The organism is Pontibacter sp. LHS2, from assembly GCF_058932845.1.
Window position 1 is genome coordinate 707,040 of record NZ_JBZYWG010000002.1, and the last position, 17,994, is coordinate 725,033.

Here is a 17,994-nt window from a genome sequence, read left to right on the forward strand (position 1 = left end):
GCGTTTTTTTTATGCACTGCAGGTATAGCGCTATACCTGTGATGTTTAAAGCTCTTTGCCGGAGCCTGACATATTATTCTTAAGTGAATCAGTAGTACCCTTAAAATTCTCTTCTGCTTTCCCTATCCAGGAATCTGTTTTATCCTTGCCGGCACGCAACTTCTCGTTGATGCCGCGGCCTACCCAGGCAGCGGAGTCTGACAGGCGGCGACGGGTAATACGGCCACTGTCTGGCGCCATGAGTATACCTGCGAGCACACCTACGCTGGCACCGGCAAGCAGGCCCATGGCCACCCCCAGCGTTCCGCTGCCCTCACTGTGCGAGCTGGAGGAAGTGCCCATACGGCTACCACTACCATACCCGGTACGTTGCTGTGTTTGCTTTTGCGTCTGTGGCTGATGCTTCGGTTCGCGAATAGAAGAATGCGTGACATTTCCGCTGATCTCTTTGCCTACCTGGCTGTAGGTAGAAGAAGATTTTGGGGTGTTGCTGTATGTACTTTTTGACTCTCCCAGGCTGCTGTAATCCATTTTCGTTCTCATAGTCTAATGTCGTTTTATTGTGAATTCGCTTGTACGAACTTATAATACTCTTTAAAATAATAACGGGACTAAAGTGCGAAGGTTAACGCAATCCTGCTCTTACTCCACTAAAAACAAAGGCCTGCCCCGGTAAGGGACAGGCCTTTTCGTCTTTACAAAGCTTGATTCCGCCTCAGCGGGCAAATAAGCCCCGGGAGCAAACTAAGTTTAGAGTATACGTCTTGAGTGAGTTACGCCCTAAATGGCAAACTAAACGTTGGTTACAGTAGAACCACCGGCATTTGTGCCAGTAGATGAACCAGTAGAGCCAGTAGAAGAAGACGATGCGTTACCACCTGTGTTGCCTTCTGATTTGTTAGCACCACCCATTTTGCTCATCGCATCATTGCTCATGTTCTTGATCTCATCCAAGCCAGTCTGCAGGTTCTTCTCCAGATCTTTGCTTAGCTTGTTAGCCCACTTCTTAATGCCAGTTCTAGTGTGCTCACCTGTGTCTGGAGCCATTAGTAAACCTGCAATTACACCGGCACTAGCGCCAGCCAACAGCGCAAGCATGATCTTTCCGCTATTATCTTTCATAGTTGTGTTTATTATAAATTGATAGATTTGTTTTCTTTAATATTCACTGTTGAAATTATAACGACGAAGGTCAGTATTAAGTTATAACTATACAACAGTTTTATACTATACTGCATTTAAATAAAGAAAAAAAGCTCAGTAAAATGTTTTACTGAGCTTTCAACTTATTTTGTCGAGACTTATAAGTCTTTGATCAGCTTCATGATTTCATTTTTGGTCTTGCCTAGCTTTTGCTGTAAACGACCAAACAGTTCATCCTCCTGCCCCTCTACATAAGTGAGGTCATCTTCAGTCAGGTCAGCGTAGTTCTTCTTAAGCTGGCCTTTCACGTCATCCCAGGAGCCGCGCATTACCAGGCTGCTTCCGTCGTCTGTCACCTTGCTGCTCTCAAGCTTATCCATGAAGTTTTTCACGGTGCGCTCAACATCGTCGCCTACTTTTGTCAAAGTTTTTTTCAGGCTATCGCGTGTGTCCAGTCCATTATTAGGGGCCAGCAGTACACCTGCCACTACACCCACTCCAATACCGGCCAGCGTAGCCAGCAGAATTTTACCTTTTTCGTCGTTCATGTTGTTTATCATTTTCTGATGTTCTTCTTTTATAGGGTATAGCTACTTCGTACGGATAGTAGAGTTGTTATACCTGAATTCGTTTTATTTTACGTTCCAATACATACGGGGTGGTACATACTTAGTTTGCAACTCCTTACTTTTGTCTTTAAGGAATCGCAAAGCCGTCGTATGCTTTTCATATCACGAACTAGTGCGTATAAACGATAACAAATAAAACATCATGAAAAAAACAGCCTTCGTTACAGCAATGCTGGCAATCAGTGTCTTTTACTCTTGCAAAAACAGCGAAATACCTTGCATCGACCAGTCCAAAGTCAATCCTGATCAAATGTGCACCATGCAGTACGATCCAGTGTGCGGTTGCGACGGCAAAACCTATGGCAATGCCTGCGAGGCTGATCGTGCCGGTGTAACTTCCACCACTAAAGGCGAGTGCCCTACCAAATCCTAAGCTATACCTGCCAGCCTATGTCTGAGAAAAAATACTTCAAACAAACCAAGCCTTTCCGTGTACCTACCACGGACGGCAAACTAATAGAGGAGCACTTTGGTAAAGCCTCTACCCGCACCGATGCTTTTAGTGTGGCGCACATGGTAGCGCCACCAAACTGGGGCGAACCGCATCAGACACCTGAGTTTGATGAAATCACTATTGTACTACGCGGCCGCAAGCTGATTGAGATAAACGGTGAAGAAGTGGTAGTCGAAGCAGGCGAGTCTATCCTGATCAAAGCTGGTTCTCGTATCCGTTATTCCAACCCTTACGACGAGGAAACGGAGTACTGGTCGGTTTGCGTGCCTGCCTTTGACTTCACCAAAGTGCACAGGGAAGAGGATTAATTCGGAACACTAAAGTTTTAGAGGCGAGTAACTATGAACTGCGTATTTTCTATACCTTTAAGCAGGTATAGCACCACTGCTTTTCTTTAATTATTTACCTGATACTTCTGTACTGACACTTTCTAAGAAAAACATACAAAAAGCCCCTGACGCTAACAGCACCAGGGGCTTTTTGTATCATTAGGTATGCACTACTCACTTACAAATGGTCACACACCTCAATTTTAAGATCTAATGCTAAGACTGCTTAGAGATCATTTCTACTACATCTTCAGAGATGCCCATTGTAGAGAAACCACCATCATGCATCAGGTTCTGCATGGTGACCATACGCGTCAGGTCAGAGAACAGCGTAATGCAGTAGTCCGCGCAAGACTCAGCTGAAGCGTTTCCAAGTGGGGACATTTTATCAGCATAGTCGTAAAAAGCATCGAAACCTCCTACGCCTGTACCAGCTGTCGTTTTAGTTGGTGACTGCGATACAGTGTTTACACGCACTTTATTCATCTTACCCAGACGGTAACCATAGTTACGGGCAATCGACTCCAGCACAGCCTTCGCCTGCGACATGTCGGTATAGTCAGGGAAAACACGCTGTGCCGCGATGTACGAAAGAGCTACAATAGAACCCCACTCGTTCATGGCATTCTGCTTCTCGGCCACATGCATTACTTTGTGGAAAGAAAGTGCCGAAATGTCCAGCGTCTTCAGGAACCAGTCGTAGTTCAGGTCACCGTAAGTCTTGCCTTTGCGGATGTTCGGGCTCATACCGATTGAGTGCAGCACGAAGTCAATCTTGCCGCCCAGTATTTCCTGCGCTTTGGTAAAAAGGTTTTCAAGATCTTCTACTGAAGTAGCATCGGCAGGTATAACCTGAGCATTGCAAGTTTCAGCCAGTTTATTGATCTCGCCCATACGCATTGCCAATGGCGCATTGGTCAACACAAACTCAGCGCCCTCTTCTTTGGCACGCATGGCAACTTTCCAAGCGATTGACTTCTCGTCAAGCGCTCCGAAAATGATTCCTTTCTTTCCTTTAAGCAGATTGTAAGACATGTATTTGTCAGGTTAATGTTTCACATTATTAGGATTCCCACCAGACAGGTATAGTCCGCAGAAATCAGGTAGCAATATAGCAATAACTGAGTATAACTCAAGTTCAGATGAAGCATCATTCACTTAAGCTCCTTTTATCTGTTACCTCCCAGACCTTCTTATAGATTACTGGTCCTCATTAAAGGCACAAGGAGGTAGTGTGTCGTCTTATAGCGAAAGTAACTCCTTGGCGCTCTTATAAGCACTAGCACTTGGGTTGGCGCCTGCGATCATGTGCGCTATTTCATCTACACGTTCTTTATCGTTTAGTTTCTTCACGCGGCTGATGGTACGTTCTTCGGTGTCGTGCTTATACACAAAGTAATGTGAGTTACCCTGCGCAGCGATCTGTGGCAAGTGTGAAATGGCAATGATCTGGTGCTTTTGGGCCATCTGCTGCATCATTTTACCCACTTTCACAGCTACCTCACCAGATATACCTGTGTCAATTTCGTCGAACACAATCGTTGGTAAGGCAGTCTTATCGGCCAGCATGTATTTGATACTTAGCATCAGTCGGGAGAATTCACCACCAGAGGCTGCTTTCACCAATGACTGCGGCTGCGCGCCCTTGTTGGCGCTGAACAGAATGCTGATCTCGTCAGTACCGGTAGCAGTTGGGGCGGCTGCTTTATGCTGGATCACAATGCGGGCGTTCGGCATACCCAGCTCAGCCAGCAATACATAAAGCTCCTGCTCAAACTTGCCAAAAGAAGCCTTGCGGCGTTCTGACAGCACGGCGGCTTTCTCCAGCATATTTTGCTCAGCTTCTTTCATGGCTTTCTCGGTGCTGGAAAGGGCGTTATCGAGGTTGAGCACACTGCCTACTTTGTTTTCAAGTTCACGCTGTATTTCAAGCAACTCAGCAATACTCTGCACCTGGTGCTTGCGCTGCAAGGTATAGATGGTATTGAGCCGCTCCTGCACTTCAGTAGTGCGAGCCGGATCAGCTTCAGTGCGACGCTCAGCATCCTCTAGTTCTCCAGCTACGTCGTTGAGCTCTATCATACAGCTCTCAGTACGGGTGCGGAGCTCTTCATACTTCGGTGAGAAAGCGGCCAGTTGCCCGATCAGTTGTACGGTGTCTTTCAGCGCAGACGTGATATTGAACTCTGACTCTGTCAGATACTGCACGGCCTGTGTCAGCTTCAGCTTAATGTCTTCCGCATTCTCTAGTTCCTTTAGCTCTGTCTCAAGCTGCTCCTGTTCGTCTTCCTGCAGGTTTATCTCTTCCAGTTCGTTGAGCAGGAAGGTATTGTAATCAAGTTCTTTCTGAGCCTGTGCGAGTTGGTCAGTTAGTTTCTTATAGTCGCCCTCGAGCTTCTTATACTTGCGGAATGTCTCATTGTAATCTTTCAGGTATGACAAGTTACCAGCATAGATGTCGAGTGAGGTATTGCCAGCGTATATGTCGAGGATGTTCAGCTGAAAGCTCGTGTCACCCAACTGCAGCGTGTCGTGCTGCGAGTGGATGTCCATCAGGTTCTCTCCTATCTTGCGCAGCACGTCGAGCGTTACGGGCGTGTCGTTCACGAAGGCGCGAGACTTTCCGCTTGGGCTGATTTCACGACGCAGGATGCAGTGCTCGTCAAAGTCCAGGTCTTCGGCTGTAAAAACCTCTTTCAGATTATACTGCGAGATATCAAACACTCCTTCAATCACGCACTTCTGCTCGTGATTGAAAAGTAGTTTGGAGTCAGCACGGTTACCGAGCAGCAAGCCGATAGCGCCCAGCATAATGGACTTACCGGCACCTGTTTCGCCTGTTATTATATTAAGCACCGGCGATGGATTCATTTCCAACTGCTCTATCAGTGCGTAGTTTTTTATTTTAAGATCAATCAGCATATATCAGAATGCAAGACGCTAGTCACAAGGTATAAGATTTAATGCCCGGACTTAGTTCGATAATTCGGGTGTATTTTAATAAGGTGCTTCAATGTCGTAGATCACTTCCTCGACATCCTGCACAGGTATAGTATGCATGCTGCGTCGGCCATCCAGCAATTCCAGTTCGTCAGCCGAAACATGCTGTAGCACGCCCTGCATAACCACACGGCTTCTCAACACAACTTGCACTGTCTGTTGTTGCAGCAGGTCGGGCAGGTGATCGGCCAATTTGTTTCGGTAGATTCTGATCTGGCGTTTGCCCATAGGTGTTTGCGCAGGTATAGCTTTCCGCCCCGTGAAGATACGCGCTTTCTGCGAAATTTGGAAAAGGCTTAGCGCTGGAGTAGCACTTCGTATTTGGTGTTGTTGGTAGGATCTACCTGCGTGAGCAAGGTATAGGCAGCCTGCTTGTCGGCTGGTGCGGCTGATTTAAAAATATTCACCAGCTCATCTGACTTGGCTTCAAAGAAAGAGCGGATCAGAGCCGCGCCGGGCTTCTGCTGCGATATCTTCTGGATGTTCCGTAGCACTTCGAGCATCGTCTTCCGTGCCTTCTCCGGATCTTGTACCATCAGGTCCATCCCCTGGCGGTGCATGGCGTAGATCCCTTCACGGAAAGGTATAAACACAGGGTCCTGTAAGTTGTCGATCATCCAGTAGCGGTTTCGGTTGCCCTCAAACGGACGCCAGCCCGGGAAAATAGAATTCTGTGAAGCAGCCAAATTCAGGATACCACGTGCCTGATCAAATGCTGGAGAGCCTCCTAGTCTGCCAAAGCTGTCATTGTCCATCCCGATGATCATGTAGGCATAGTATGCCAGCATGGCCGAGAGGTTACCTGTAAAGTTATTTTCGGCAAAGTCGAGTGGCTGCGCTTCGTTGAACTGGAAAAGCCAATCGCGGTCAATAAACGAGAAAAGCGTAGACTCGTAACCAGTGCCATAAGCCGGCCTTACTGACACGATCTGCACGTTGGCACGGAAAGTCCCTACTTCGGGCATTTCGGTCAGGTTGATCAGGATACGGCATTTGATGCGCTCATCAACTCTGTAAGATTGGTTTGTCCAGCGACGGTTGTTCATAAACTCGAAAATGCGGTTCTGCATTTCGGTGAACAGTTGCCGGTTAGCAAAAGCTACCTGTTCGCTGTTGACTACCACATCGCACTGCAGCTCCTGGGCACGGGCTCCCAAAGCTACTCCCATCACACACAGCAAAACAAACAGTCGCTTAAGCATAGAGTCTCTCCCAAATCAAGTTGACGATATCCTGTGCCACTTCGCTTTTGTGCTTTAACTCAAACGCAGTGGTCGTATCTTCTTCAATGATAGTGATTTTATTTGTATCATGCTTAAAACCAGCGCCCGGATCATTAAGCGAGTTGAGCACGATCATATTCAGGTTTTTCTTTTTCAGCTTCTGGCGGGCATTGCTGTCTTCATTGTCAGTCTCCAGGGCAAAGCCTACTGCAAACTGATCTGCACGCTTCTCCTTACCGAGCGCCGCTGCTATATCAACGTTCTTTACGAGCTCGATCGTCAGTTCGTCCCCTGCTTTTTTTATTTTGCGGTCGGCTACCACTTTGGGTCTATAATCGGCTACAGCGGCAGCAAACACCCAAATGTCAGCTTTGGTTGAGAGCTTGCTTACAGCGCCATACATTTCATCAGCGGTAGTAACAGGTATAACCGTTATGGCATCATGCTGTGCTTGCAAGTTGGTTGGCCCGGCTACCAAGTGAACCTGAGCACCGCGACTGGCAAAACATTCTGCCAGTGCATAGCCCATTTTGCCGGTTGAGTGGTTACCGATAAAGCGTACCGGATCAATCGGTTCGTACGTGGGACCTGCGGTCAGGACGACAGTTTTGCCGTTAAACAGTTTTTCCAATGCCTGAAAAGTGATTTTCTAGTACGCGAATAATTTCCTCGGGCTCAGCCATACGCCCCTGCCCTACCAATCCGCTGGCCAGTTCACCATACCCTGCCTCGATGATGAAGTTGCCATACCCACGAAGCTTCGTAAAGTTGGCCTGTACCGATGGGTGCTGGTACATGTCCAGGTCCATGGCTGGCGCCACAAACACCGGGCAGCGTGCTGACAGATAAGTCGCTGAAAGCAGGTTGTCGCAGAAACCATTTGCAAATTTGGCAACTGAGTTGGCACTGGCAGGCGCTACCACCATGGCATCCGCCCAAAGGCCGAGTTCCACGTGGTTGTTCCAGACACCCTGCTCATTGAGCACAAACTCGGTGAGGACCGACCGTTTGGAAAGGGTCGCTAAAGTGAGCGGGGTTATAAAGGCAGAAGCAGAAGTGGTCAGGATAACCTGCACTTCTGCTTCTGCTTTCACGAGTAAGCGGACCAACATGGCTGCTTTATAAGCAGCTATACTTCCGCAAACTCCTAATACTATTTTCCGATTCCGGAGCATACGCTTTACAGCGATGTTTCGTCAGTCTCTTCGTCTGGTGTACGAACGTATACATTGCCTTCCAGGAATTCCTCGATAGCCAGGTTAGTTGGCTTTGGCAAACGCTCATAGTACTTAGAGATTTCGATTTGCTCACGGTTCTCGAACACCTCTTCCAGGTTATCCACTGTTGTCGCAAACTCAGCCAGTTTAGAGTTCAACTCCTCCTTTAGCTTCACAGATATCTGGTTTGCTCTTTTGGAGATCACCGAAACAGACTTGTATACATTGCCCGTCTGCTTTGCGAAGTCGGCCATGTTACGGGTAACGATTGATGATGGAACTGATGCCATATATACTTGATTTATGAATTGCTTGGGTTATTTTTCTTTATTTTCTCGAGCTCCGACTGCGTGTTGGCATACACTTGCTCGGCATTACGCAGATAGCGGCTGTCAGGATACTGGTCAATGAAACTCTGGTAGAAATCTACTGCCTCCATAAAGCGCTCCTGCTGTTTGTCTGGCACACTTTCCAATGCGAAGCGGTATTGTGCGTCTACTCTCAGGTAAGCAGCCTGCTCACTGTAAGGTGATGACGGGTTTTCACGCAGGAAATTGGTAAAAGCTACCACAGCCGACTTGTATCTGTATAACTTATGGTACAATCGGGCGCTCTCAAATGCTTTCAGATCGAGTTTGGCACTCAGATCATCGAACATGGTATTGGCTTCCGCCGCATACTGGCTGTTCGGAAAGCGCACCAGGAACTCCTGAATTGACTCCATTGCGGTCACTGTACTTGTCTGATCCTGCTCAAAGTCCGGTGAATCATTGTAAAGTGACTTCGCCTGCAGGAACATAGCTTCTTCTGCGAGTTCACTACGCGGGTATGTTTCGTAGAAAGTGCGGAACTGGAAGGCGCTCAACATGTACTCCCGTTGCTGGTAATGCGTGTTGGCGTAATAGAAACGGGCCTTCTCAGCCTCTTCTCTACCTGTCATCAAAGGCATTACCTGCTCGAGCAGTTGGTTTGCACGGTAGTAGTCCTCTTTCTCGTAATATTCGAGCGCGGCTTTGTATTTCAGGTCAACGTCGTTGCTTTTTAATAGCTTCTGAAAGTTGCTGCAGCTGGTTGCAATAACCAACAGGCACAACATTACGACGGTATGCAGGATTCCTCTGTTCATGAACGGGCAAAATTATACAATATCCCTGTGATTTACAAGCGTGAATATAGCGTGTTTACTGACGGACCGGCGACTGCTTAGCAGCTCCAGCGGCAGACTTCTTGCGCTGAGACTGGCCTGCCTTTGTGCCGGATGCTTTGCCTTTGGCAGGCGTAGCAGCTTTTGCAGGCGGTGCCAGCTCTACTACTGGCTTACGAGGCGCCAACACCTCTTTCTTATCCGGTCTCAGTTCTTCCAGCCAGGCAAATCCCTCCAGCCTTCGTTCAGAAGCCTGCAACTCGTGTGGCGGTATGAACTTAGCGTCCGGATTTACAAGGAACGAAATAGACTTCAGTTTATTTTCTGCGAAGTTCAAAATCATATCGCTACAGACGGCCCGGTTCATACCGGTCAGTACCGAGTCACCTTCCAGAGCAAAATAAATACTCTCCCCGTTGCCATTCACATTCACCCGCCGCATACGACCGTTTTGGAACTGCGCCACCATGTTGCGACCTTTCACCTGGTTATAATTTTGGAGCGAATCTTCGGACGTAATAAAGGAGTTGCTGAAGATATACATCTTATCAATGGTCTTGTTGCGCATGTGGATGCGGATAGTGTCACCTACGATCTGGCTCTGCTCACTCCACAAGGTTGGGTTGCGGTGCATGTACATCAGCGAGTCGGTACGGTTGTAGCTCAGCGAGTCACAGGTACCCTGCAGGTCAGACTTGTATATTTTCACGTTATTAAAGGCAAACAGCATACTTGGCTGCCCATCTGCCTTGGCCTCCCTCGAAATGAGCGAATCAGCGGCCATGTACAAGGTATCGCCATCCATAATCGACTCCATTACGGGACTGCCCCATACCTTAGCCACGCCCCGATCACGCCAGTAGCGGCCCACCTGGCCACGTATGGTCACATCATCTTTGAGCGAGCGCATGGTCATGTTCACCTTCGCTTCCCCATAGCCACGAGCCTCGTCATAATACAGGTCATCTCCTCCCAAACGGTACTCCGGCGTCACGATATAGGCATTGCGCCCGAAGCGCGACACCTTAGTGACGGTATTATAAGTACCTTGCTCAGCATACAAGTCTCCGCTCTGCCCCTTTATAAATGTTGGCCCCTGAAAGTACACCACCTTGCTTTCGGTGTTATAGCGCATGTTCTGTGCAGTGATCTCATAGTCTGGCGAGAAAACTTTTACATTCTGCTGAAAGGTAAAAACTTTGGAATTCGTGTCATAAGTACCGCGCTGGCTCTGCAAACGGTTTTCGGGCTGAACAATCGTGCCACCTTCGGTATAAACTGCCGTGCGTGAATCCAGATTGTAGTCCAGGGTTGGTGTGGTCAGGGTCATGTTGGGATCCTGCATGGTCACGCCGCCACTCATTTTGGCAGTACGCCTAATACCATCGTAGATAGCTTTTGTCCCGGTCATCGTTACCGTATCAGCCTGGTTGATGCGCACATTGCCGAATGCCTCCAATACCTCTGTATCCCGGTATTGGTACACAGAGTCCGCGTACAAGAATGTTTCTTTCTGCTGAAAAATCACGTTACCGATCAGTTTGGTAACACGTCTCCCGTTAATAGTAGTACCTATAAACTCATCGGCACCCTTAAGCTCTACCCGGTCCTGCTGTTGAGGACCTTGCTGGGCCGGCGTCTGACCCGAACGTGCCGGCTCCTGTGGAGTAGTGCGCGGTTGGGACGGAGCCTGCTGCGGCTGGTTAATGCGAGGTTGCGGCGGCTGTTGCTGCGGCACAATCTTAGGCGGCTGCGGTCGTACCTGCTGCGTCGCCTGGCGTACAGTCACCGGTGGTTTCTGCTGCTGTTGCTCCTGCGCCAAAACTGTCAGCGACAATAGCGTAAAGAGAATAGAATAAACTAATTTTGTGATGTTCATGCTTTATGGACAAAGACAATGGCCCTGTTAGTGGTAATGTTTGCTTTACCTGTGGCCTTTGCCTGTTATTAACTTCAAAATTATAAAAAATATACCAGCTGCTGACTTATGCTACAGAAAGTTTCCGGTTTCATCCAATCCCACAATCTCTGCGAACCAGATAGCAAAATACTGGTGGCTGTGAGCAGCGGCATCGACTCGATCGTGCTTTGCGAAGTGCTACACCAATTGAAATATACCTTTGCTGTTGCCCACTGCAACTTTGGGCTTCGCGCCGAAGACGCCGAGGCCGACCAACTCTTCGCCAAAAAGCTGGCCAAAAAATATGAAGTGCCGTTTTTTACCGAAAATTTCGACACCCGAGCCTTCGCCGCGCAGGAGAAACTCTCCATCCAAATGGCGGCCCGCACCCTGCGCTATACCTGGTTTGAACAGGTGCGCCAGCAGGAAGGTTACGATTACGTAGCCACAGCACACCATAGCAACGACCTGACTGAGACCATATTGCTTCACCTGACCAAGGGCACAGGTATAGCCGGGCTGCACGGTATACCTCCCAAAAACGGCTACATCATCCGCCCGATGCTCACTGTCACGAAAGATGATATTTTCGATTTTGTAACAGAGCAGCGGTTGATCTGGCGTGAAGACACCTCGAACGAGACAACGAAGTATCAGCGCAACAAAATCAGGCATGAGGTAATTCCGGTACTCAAGGAAATCAACCCGAATCTGGAGGAGACCATGCAGCACACGGCCGAGCGGGTGAGCCAGGCGGAAGCCATTGTGTACGCCTATATCGATAACCTGTGCCAGCAAAGTATAAAGGAAACTGAAGAGGCTGTATACCTATCGCTTACGCCGCTGCAAAATGCAACCGGCCTGCCAGTAGTGCTGCACGAGTTGCTACGCCCTTTTAATTTTAGTTATTCTGTAGTACTGGAGCTCGTAGAGGCATTGAATGGACTTTCCGGTAAACAATTCGATTCGCCAAGCCATACTCTAGTAAAGGACCGTGACCAGCTTGTGATCACGCCGCGCAACCTGAATCGCTTTGGCAGTGTGACCATACAGGAGGGCCAAACCGAAGTAAACGAAGAGCATGTGCAACTGACATTGCGCTATATACCGGCCAGTGAGTACAAGCTCAACACAAAACCACACCTAGCTGCTTTAGACGCCAGTTTGCTTAAATTCCCGCTGAAGTTGCGCCCGTGGCAGGAAGGAGACTGGTTTGTGCCGCTGGGCATGAATGGCAAGAAAAAAATCAGTGATTTTTTAATTGATAAGAAGATCCCAGCCAACCTTAAAGCCAAAACGCTGGTATTGGTATCTGACCAGTCTATTGCCTGGATCGCCGGTCAACGACTCGACAATCGTTTTAAGGTGACAGATAAGACAGAACAGGTGCTGGAAATTTCATTGGTGCGTGGCAAGTAATACCTTGTAAGTAATGATCAACCAGTTTCACGATTTCTATCCATACTATAAAGGTATGGCATGGCACAGCAAGTCTAAATTTGAAGAAGACAGTCGCTTTTCATTTATACGACAACTCTAAATTTAAAAAATCGTGCTCTGTGTGTTGTGATACTTGCTAGGAAAGCACGCTTTTAACAATAGATTTTTCTAATTTTACGGAAGTAAACCGAATCTCAAACCATAATTAAAGTATATCCTACAATGAAAGTAACCGTAGTTGGAGCTGGTAACGTGGGTGCAACGTGCGCCGATGTATTGGCTTACCGCGAAATCGCGAACGAAGTAGTTTTAGTGGATATTAAAGAAGGTTTTGCTGAGGGCAAAGCGCTTGATATCTGGCAGAAAGCCCCCATCAACCTATACGACACACGCACTGTTGGCGTAACCAACGATTACAGCAAAACTGCTGGTTCTGACGTGGTAGTGATCACTTCTGGTCTTCCACGCAAGCCGGGTATGACGCGCGATGACCTTATCTCTACCAACGCAGGTATCGTGCAGTCGGTAACTGAGAACATCGTGAAGCACTCGCCTGACGCCATCATTATCGTGGTTTCTAACCCACTTGACGTGATGACCTACGCAGCGCATATCACTTCTAAATTGCCACGCACCCGTGTAATGGGTATGGCTGGTATACTGGATACTGCCCGTTACCGTGCATTCCTGGCTGAGGCCCTGAACGTATCTCCAAAAGACATCCAAGCGGTGCTGATGGGCGGCCACGGCGACACGATGGTTCCGCTTCCACGCTACACAACGGTTGGTGGTATCCCGGTAACTGAGTTGATCGACGAAGAAACACTGAACGCTATTGTTGACCGCACCAAGAACGGTGGTGGTGAACTGGTGAAACTGATGGGTACTTCTGCCTGGTATGCACCAGGTTCAGCAGCTGCTCAGATGGTGGAGGCGATCGTGCGCGACCAGCGCCGTGTGTTCCCTGTTTGCGTGAAGCTCGAAGGCGAGTACGGCATCGATGGAGTATACCTGGGTGTTCCGGTTATCCTGGGCAAAAACGGTATCGAGAAAATCATCGAACTGCAACTGAACGAAGACGAGAAGCAACTGCTGGAGACGTCACGCGGTCACGTAAAAGAAGTAATGGACGCGCTGGACAACATCAATGCCGCCAAAGCTTAATCGCTATACCTACTTATTGATACGAAAAGCGCCGCTTCTGCAAAGGAGCGGCGCTTTTTATTTGTCTGAATCAGGATTTGCAGGATTAAAAAGGATGGATAGGATTTTCGCAGAAACCGGGTCAAACCACCTCTAACCCCTCCTTGTCTAAGGCGGGGGATATGTAGCTACTAATTCTCAGGTATAGTTCCATAGTGACTACCCACACCCCTGGCACGAATTGCAAGACTAACTCGCACGCTGGCTATGAAACAAATCACACTTACCCGGTGCATCTTTTGACGCTCCACTGTTTGAGCGTTCAGCGAGTTTGGAGCGTCTTGATTTTTTTGCTTACTTTTTTCATCAAGGAAAAAAGTGAGGCCCGCCCGGCCAGGGCGAGCTATGAAACAAAGCAGTTGCAACACGCAAGGTTTAGTTTGCTACACCTGAACTAGAGACTAAGCCCGGCTGGCTAAGCGACAGTCAAAGACCAGCTATACCTGCTTAATCCTTCTGGCTCGCCTGAAACAGCTTCTGTTTCTCTTCTTTAGAAAGGCTCTCATAACCCGAAACAGAAATCTTATCCAGGATTAGATCGATTTCCACTTGGCTTGGCTTACCAGCATACCCGGTATGGTAGCCGGAATTGTTGCGGGCTCCATTCCCTACAGTGGCTTTCTGTCGGTGCGTTACTTTCAGCTTCGGACGACGCTTAAACAAACCAGTGAAGAAGTCCATGGTGCCGTGCAAGGGCCTCCCCATGTCGCGACCGCGCTGCAATTGTTTGATGAACAGCCAGCCAAACAGCGCACCACCTAAGTGGGCAATGTTACCACCTGCGTTATCGCCAATAGCACCTGATATGGAAAGAATCACCAGAAAAGCAGCGATATACTTGATTCTAACCGGACCGATGATGATCAGGTTAAAGGTATAGTTCGGTATGAGTGTTGCGGCCGCTACAACCACCGCCAGCACACTGGCCGAAGCTCCGATCATGACGGCATAAGCAGCACGGTCGGCAAAGTATGGAATCAGGTTATAGCTCAGCATGTAAAGCAGGCCACCGGCTATACCTCCTAATATGTAGAGGCTCAACAATTTCTTCTCGCCGAGGTATTCCCTTATCAATTGCCCGAACCAGTAGAGGTTGAGCATATTAAAGATGATGTGAAGGAAGCCTTCATGGGTAAAGAAATAGGAAACGATCGTCCAGGGACGCGTAATGAAAACGAGCGGGTCAGAGGGAAGCGCAATAAAGCGCATCAGCCCACTGTAGGCCCAGCTACTACTGGTCAGGTACAGCACCGTCCGGAGCGTAATCAGAGCCACAAAAACGATGACGTTGATGAGGATGAGTTGCTTCAGGGTGTTGTTTGGCTGCCGGAAAGAGTCTTTTATGTCTTGGAGAATGCTCATTATACCTGTTAGCTGAAAAAGGACAGAACAAAGGCTTCAGGAATTGGCTTCAAAAAATGCGTGCTATCCGGAAAGGCTTTTGTGCCTTGCTATCTTATACTTACTGTTTTTACTATTACGTATCCTGATAATCGTTGCGTTGCCACATTTTAATAAGAATATACGCAAATAACATACCACCGAGGTGTGCAAAGTGTGCTACATTGTCGCCGGGCACCCTGTTGAAGCCCGCATACAGCTCGTAGCCGCCGTATAGGAGCACAAAATATTTGGCCTTAATGGGGACGGGCAGGAATAGCAGGAAGAGTTCCAGATTCGGAAAGAGCATACCAAAAGCCATCAGGATACCGAACACAGCACCAGAAGCACCCAGCATCGGCATGTTGAAGGCCTGATTGAAGACTGCACGAACTGCCTTTGTGCTCTCTGCAATATACCCTTCGTTATCCGGGTTGCGCTGATATTCAATAGCAAACTGCTTCTCGTAACCGCCTGCGTAGTGCGACTCCATAAAGTTGTAGAAACCAACTGGTGTCGGATTTTCGATGTACTGTACCGCTTCATTCTCTATGGTGTTCAACTCATACGCCCGAACACCAGAGTAAAGCATACTAGCACCCAGGCCCGTGATCAGGTAGAAAGCCAGAAAGCGCTGCGAACCCCAGAAACGCTCCAGCAAGGGTCCGAAGATGAACAAACTGAACATGTTACTGAACAAGTGCGCCCAGCCGCCATGCAAAAACATGTGGGTGAATAGCTGAATCGGCTGGAAGTAGTCGGAGCCGAAATGGTGCAATGCAAATGAACGGTAATCAAAAACATTACCCTGCAAAATAAATACGACCACATTGATGATCAGGAGGTTCCTGACCATGGGGGTTATATTGAACATCTTATCTTCTCGTTTATCGTGCTGACTGCTCTGCTGTTGCTATACCTGAGCATATAAAGGCTCAATAGAAAAACAACAAGCAATCAACCATTTAACAATTCAAACTACCCCTTCAGAAAAAGCTCATGCAGCTGGCCGAGCTCCATAATAACCAGCGTCTTTTGTCCGCCTGGGGTATAATTGGGTACTTCGCAGCCAAACAGCTTGTCTACGAGGGAGTTCATCTCGAGGTCTGACATGCGCGGCTGCAGCTTAGAGGCCAGCCGCTTAGCCATAGCCCGGGCGAGGTTCTCCCGTTTATCAAGCTTCAAGGTGGCCAAATTGTTTTTGTACTGTTCGATCAGCTCTTCGAGTAGCTCTTTTTCATTGGCCGCCTGCACATCGGCAGGTATAGCGTTCAGGATAATCGTGTTGCCGCCAAAGTCCTCAAACTGGAAGCCCAGCTCCTGAAATTCTGATCGCAGCTCTTTCACCAAGGCCGAATCAGCGGGCGACAACTCAATGGTTTGCGGGAAAAGAAGCGCCTGCGAAGTCACCATTTTTTTCTGGAGCGAAGCCATGTACTTTTCATACAGAATCCGCTCCTGCGCTGCCTGTTGGTCGATGATCATCACACCTGACTTCACCTGCACCAACAAGTACTTGTGATGCACCTGCAAAGTTTTGCTGGATGTGGTCATGGGGGCAGCAAAAGCATCGTCAAGCAGGCTCATACCTGATGGAGAGGTGATCCGCTCTTCCTGTTCCATAGGCTTTGCATCGCGTAGTGGCTCGTAAAGCTGTTCCCACCCGTTAGTGCTTGGTTTCTTTGGGGATGCAGGCACTTTAAATCCAGGGAAGGTGCCTTCTTTCTCAAAGCCCTCTCCCCCGTTCGGCATCCGGATAGGCTGAAGCGGTGCAAAGTTTACGTCACTTTGAAAATCAAGCGAAGGAGCGATGTTGTGTGTCCCCAAAGACTTCTTCACAGCGGCATGCACGATGGCATAGACCGTCTTCTCATCTTCGAACTTGATTTCGGTCTTGGTCGGGTGCACATTGATGTCGATCCGCTCTGGCTCTATGTCGATGAAGAGCACATAGAAGGGATGGCTGTCTTTCGGCAAGAGTCCTTCGTAGGCTGTCATCACAGCATGGTTAAGATAACCGCTTTTAATAAAACGGTTGTTTACGAAAAAGAATTGCTCACCACGGGTTTTCTTGGCGAACTCTGGTTTGCCAATATAGCCGCGCACGCTCATGAAAGGAGTTTCTTCTTCGCAGCCAGCCATTTGCTCTTTGTAGTTGTTGCCAAATACTCCCACAATGCGCTGACTCAGCTTACCGGCCGGCAAACTGAATATCTCCACGTCATTGTGGTGCAGCATAAAAGCTACTTCCGGATAAGCTAAAGCCACACGCTGAAACTCGTCCAGAATGTGGCGCATCTCCACCGCATTCGTTTTCAGAAAATTACGACGGGCAGGTACATTATAAAAGAGATTCTTGACAGCAATGGAAGTACCGGCAGCTACTGCGGCTGGTTCCTGAGCGGCCACTGTGGAGCCCTCTACCAGCAGGCGGGTACCTGTTTCGGCACCGTGTGGTTTGGTTTTGAGCTCTACCTGCGCTACCGCCCCGATCGAGGCCATGGCCTCGCCCCGGAAGCCCATTGTCCGGATCCGGAAGAGGTCATCAGTGGATTTGATCTTGGATGTGGCGTGGCGCTCGAAGCACATGCGGGCGTCGGTTTCCGACATCCCGATCCCGTTGTCCACTACCTGCACCAGTTGTTTTCCGGCCTCCTTCACAATCAGCTGCACACTTGTGGCGCGGGCATCAATGGCGTTCTCCAGCAACTCCTTCACCACCGAAGAGGGCCGCTGCACCACTTCGCCTGCAGCAATCTGGTTGGCAAGGTAATCGGGCAATAAGTGTATAATATCGGACATCCGTTATTTCAAATTCAATTTGGTGGTATCTTCTATCCAAAATCTTGCGTTTTTAATAAAAACGGTTAGATTTTTGAATATACTATTTTGTCAAAACAGAACTTATTCAGAACGAATTTTATTACTAATT

At 48.5% G+C, this 17,994-nt stretch carries 19 protein-coding genes; 4 read left to right on the forward strand and 15 right to left on the reverse strand.

Annotation, left to right across the window (positions count from 1 at the left end; translation table 11 throughout):
- Positions 1–45: 45 nt before the first annotated feature.
- The 3 genes from AC5FX6_RS11675 to AC5FX6_RS11685 form a co-directional block, all read right to left on the reverse strand.
- Positions 46–543, reverse strand: a complete 498-nt coding sequence (locus AC5FX6_RS11675) for a YtxH domain-containing protein (RefSeq protein ID WP_493597230.1) — start codon at positions 541–543, stop codon at positions 46–48.
- A 249-nt stretch (positions 544–792) separates the two neighbouring features.
- The gene (locus AC5FX6_RS11680) at positions 793–1,122 is read right to left on the reverse strand and encodes a YtxH domain-containing protein (RefSeq protein WP_493597231.1); all 330 of its coding nucleotides are present in this window, start codon (positions 1,120–1,122) and stop codon (positions 793–795) included.
- Positions 1,123–1,301: 179 nt separating this feature from the next.
- Positions 1,302–1,691, reverse strand: a complete 390-nt coding sequence (locus AC5FX6_RS11685) for a CsbD family protein (RefSeq protein WP_493597232.1) — start codon at positions 1,689–1,691, stop codon at positions 1,302–1,304.
- A 223-nt stretch (positions 1,692–1,914) separates the two neighbouring features.
- On the opposite strand from AC5FX6_RS11685, the gene AC5FX6_RS11690 reads away from it, so the two are divergent.
- Both AC5FX6_RS11690 and AC5FX6_RS11695 read left to right on the forward strand, forming a co-directional pair.
- Positions 1,915–2,145: a Kazal-type serine protease inhibitor family protein gene (locus tag AC5FX6_RS11690; protein ID WP_493597233.1), complete on the forward strand. Its 231-nt coding sequence runs from the start codon at positions 1,915–1,917 to the stop codon at positions 2,143–2,145.
- A 17-nt stretch (positions 2,146–2,162) separates the two neighbouring features.
- Positions 2,163–2,534 (forward strand): cupin domain-containing protein, encoded by a 372-nt coding sequence (locus AC5FX6_RS11695; protein ID WP_493597234.1) that lies wholly within the window; start codon positions 2,163–2,165, stop codon positions 2,532–2,534.
- 237 nt (positions 2,535–2,771) lie between these two features.
- On the opposite strand, the gene AC5FX6_RS11700 is transcribed toward AC5FX6_RS11695, so the two are convergent.
- From AC5FX6_RS11700 to AC5FX6_RS11740, 9 genes are all read right to left on the reverse strand, one after another.
- On the reverse strand, positions 2,772–3,590 hold the full coding sequence (locus AC5FX6_RS11700) for an enoyl-ACP reductase FabI (RefSeq protein WP_493597235.1): 819 nt from the start codon (positions 3,588–3,590) through the stop codon (positions 2,772–2,774).
- Between the two features lie 207 nt (positions 3,591–3,797).
- Positions 3,798–5,477, reverse strand: a complete 1,680-nt coding sequence (gene recN, locus AC5FX6_RS11705) for a DNA repair protein RecN (RefSeq protein ID WP_493597236.1) — start codon at positions 5,475–5,477, stop codon at positions 3,798–3,800.
- 75 nt (positions 5,478–5,552) lie between these two features.
- On the reverse strand, positions 5,553–5,783 hold the full coding sequence (locus tag AC5FX6_RS11710) for a hypothetical protein (RefSeq protein ID WP_493597237.1): 231 nt from the start codon (positions 5,781–5,783) through the stop codon (positions 5,553–5,555).
- Between the two features lie 68 nt (positions 5,784–5,851).
- Positions 5,852–6,757, reverse strand: a complete 906-nt coding sequence (gene porD, locus AC5FX6_RS11715) for a type IX secretion system protein PorD (RefSeq protein ID WP_493597238.1) — start codon at positions 6,755–6,757, stop codon at positions 5,852–5,854.
- Positions 6,750–7,409: a bifunctional phosphopantothenoylcysteine decarboxylase/phosphopantothenate--cysteine ligase CoaBC gene (coaBC, locus tag AC5FX6_RS11720; protein ID WP_493597239.1), complete on the reverse strand. Its 660-nt coding sequence runs from the start codon at positions 7,407–7,409 to the stop codon at positions 6,750–6,752. Before coaBC ends, porD begins: the two co-directional genes overlap by 8 nt.
- Entirely contained in the window at positions 7,393–7,953 is a 561-nt protein-coding gene (locus tag AC5FX6_RS11725; RefSeq protein WP_493597240.1) for a flavoprotein, read from the reverse strand. The genes coaBC and AC5FX6_RS11725 overlap by 17 nt, the downstream gene beginning before the upstream one ends.
- A 5-nt stretch (positions 7,954–7,958) precedes the next feature.
- The gene (locus AC5FX6_RS11730) at positions 7,959–8,285 is read right to left on the reverse strand and encodes a DNA-directed RNA polymerase subunit omega (protein ID WP_493597241.1); all 327 of its coding nucleotides are present in this window, start codon (positions 8,283–8,285) and stop codon (positions 7,959–7,961) included.
- Between the two features lie 11 nt (positions 8,286–8,296).
- Positions 8,297–9,121, reverse strand: coding sequence for an outer membrane protein assembly factor BamD (locus AC5FX6_RS11735; RefSeq protein WP_493597242.1), 825 nt, complete (start codon positions 9,119–9,121; stop codon positions 8,297–8,299).
- A gap of 55 nt (positions 9,122–9,176) precedes the next feature.
- Complete coding sequence (locus tag AC5FX6_RS11740; RefSeq protein WP_493597243.1) at positions 9,177–11,018, reverse strand: OstA-like protein; 1,842 nt, start codon at positions 11,016–11,018, stop codon at positions 9,177–9,179.
- 108 nt (positions 11,019–11,126) lie between these two features.
- Here AC5FX6_RS11740 and tilS point away from each other — a divergent pair, with 108 nt between their 5' ends.
- Positions 11,127–12,458 (forward strand): tRNA lysidine(34) synthetase TilS, encoded by a 1,332-nt coding sequence (tilS, locus tag AC5FX6_RS11745; protein ID WP_493597244.1) that lies wholly within the window; start codon positions 11,127–11,129, stop codon positions 12,456–12,458.
- Positions 12,459–12,701: 243 nt separating this feature from the next.
- Positions 12,702–13,643 (forward strand): malate dehydrogenase, encoded by a 942-nt coding sequence (gene mdh, locus AC5FX6_RS11750; protein WP_007653210.1) that lies wholly within the window; start codon positions 12,702–12,704, stop codon positions 13,641–13,643.
- A gap of 486 nt (positions 13,644–14,129) precedes the next feature.
- Here the strand turns inward: mdh and AC5FX6_RS11755 are convergent, their stop codons facing one another.
- From AC5FX6_RS11755 to mutL, 3 genes are all read right to left on the reverse strand, one after another.
- On the reverse strand, positions 14,130–15,044 hold the full coding sequence (locus AC5FX6_RS11755; protein WP_493597245.1) for a rhomboid family intramembrane serine protease: 915 nt from the start codon (positions 15,042–15,044) through the stop codon (positions 14,130–14,132).
- A 115-nt stretch (positions 15,045–15,159) separates the two neighbouring features.
- On the reverse strand, positions 15,160–15,936 hold the full coding sequence (locus AC5FX6_RS11760; protein ID WP_493597246.1) for a rhomboid family intramembrane serine protease: 777 nt from the start codon (positions 15,934–15,936) through the stop codon (positions 15,160–15,162).
- Positions 15,937–16,040: 104 nt separating this feature from the next.
- Positions 16,041–17,864 carry a DNA mismatch repair endonuclease MutL gene (gene mutL, locus AC5FX6_RS11765; RefSeq protein WP_493597247.1) on the reverse strand — a complete coding sequence of 608 codons (1,824 nt, stop codon included), beginning with the start codon at positions 17,862–17,864 and terminating at the stop codon, positions 16,041–16,043.
- Between the last annotated feature and the right edge of the window lie 130 nt (positions 17,865–17,994).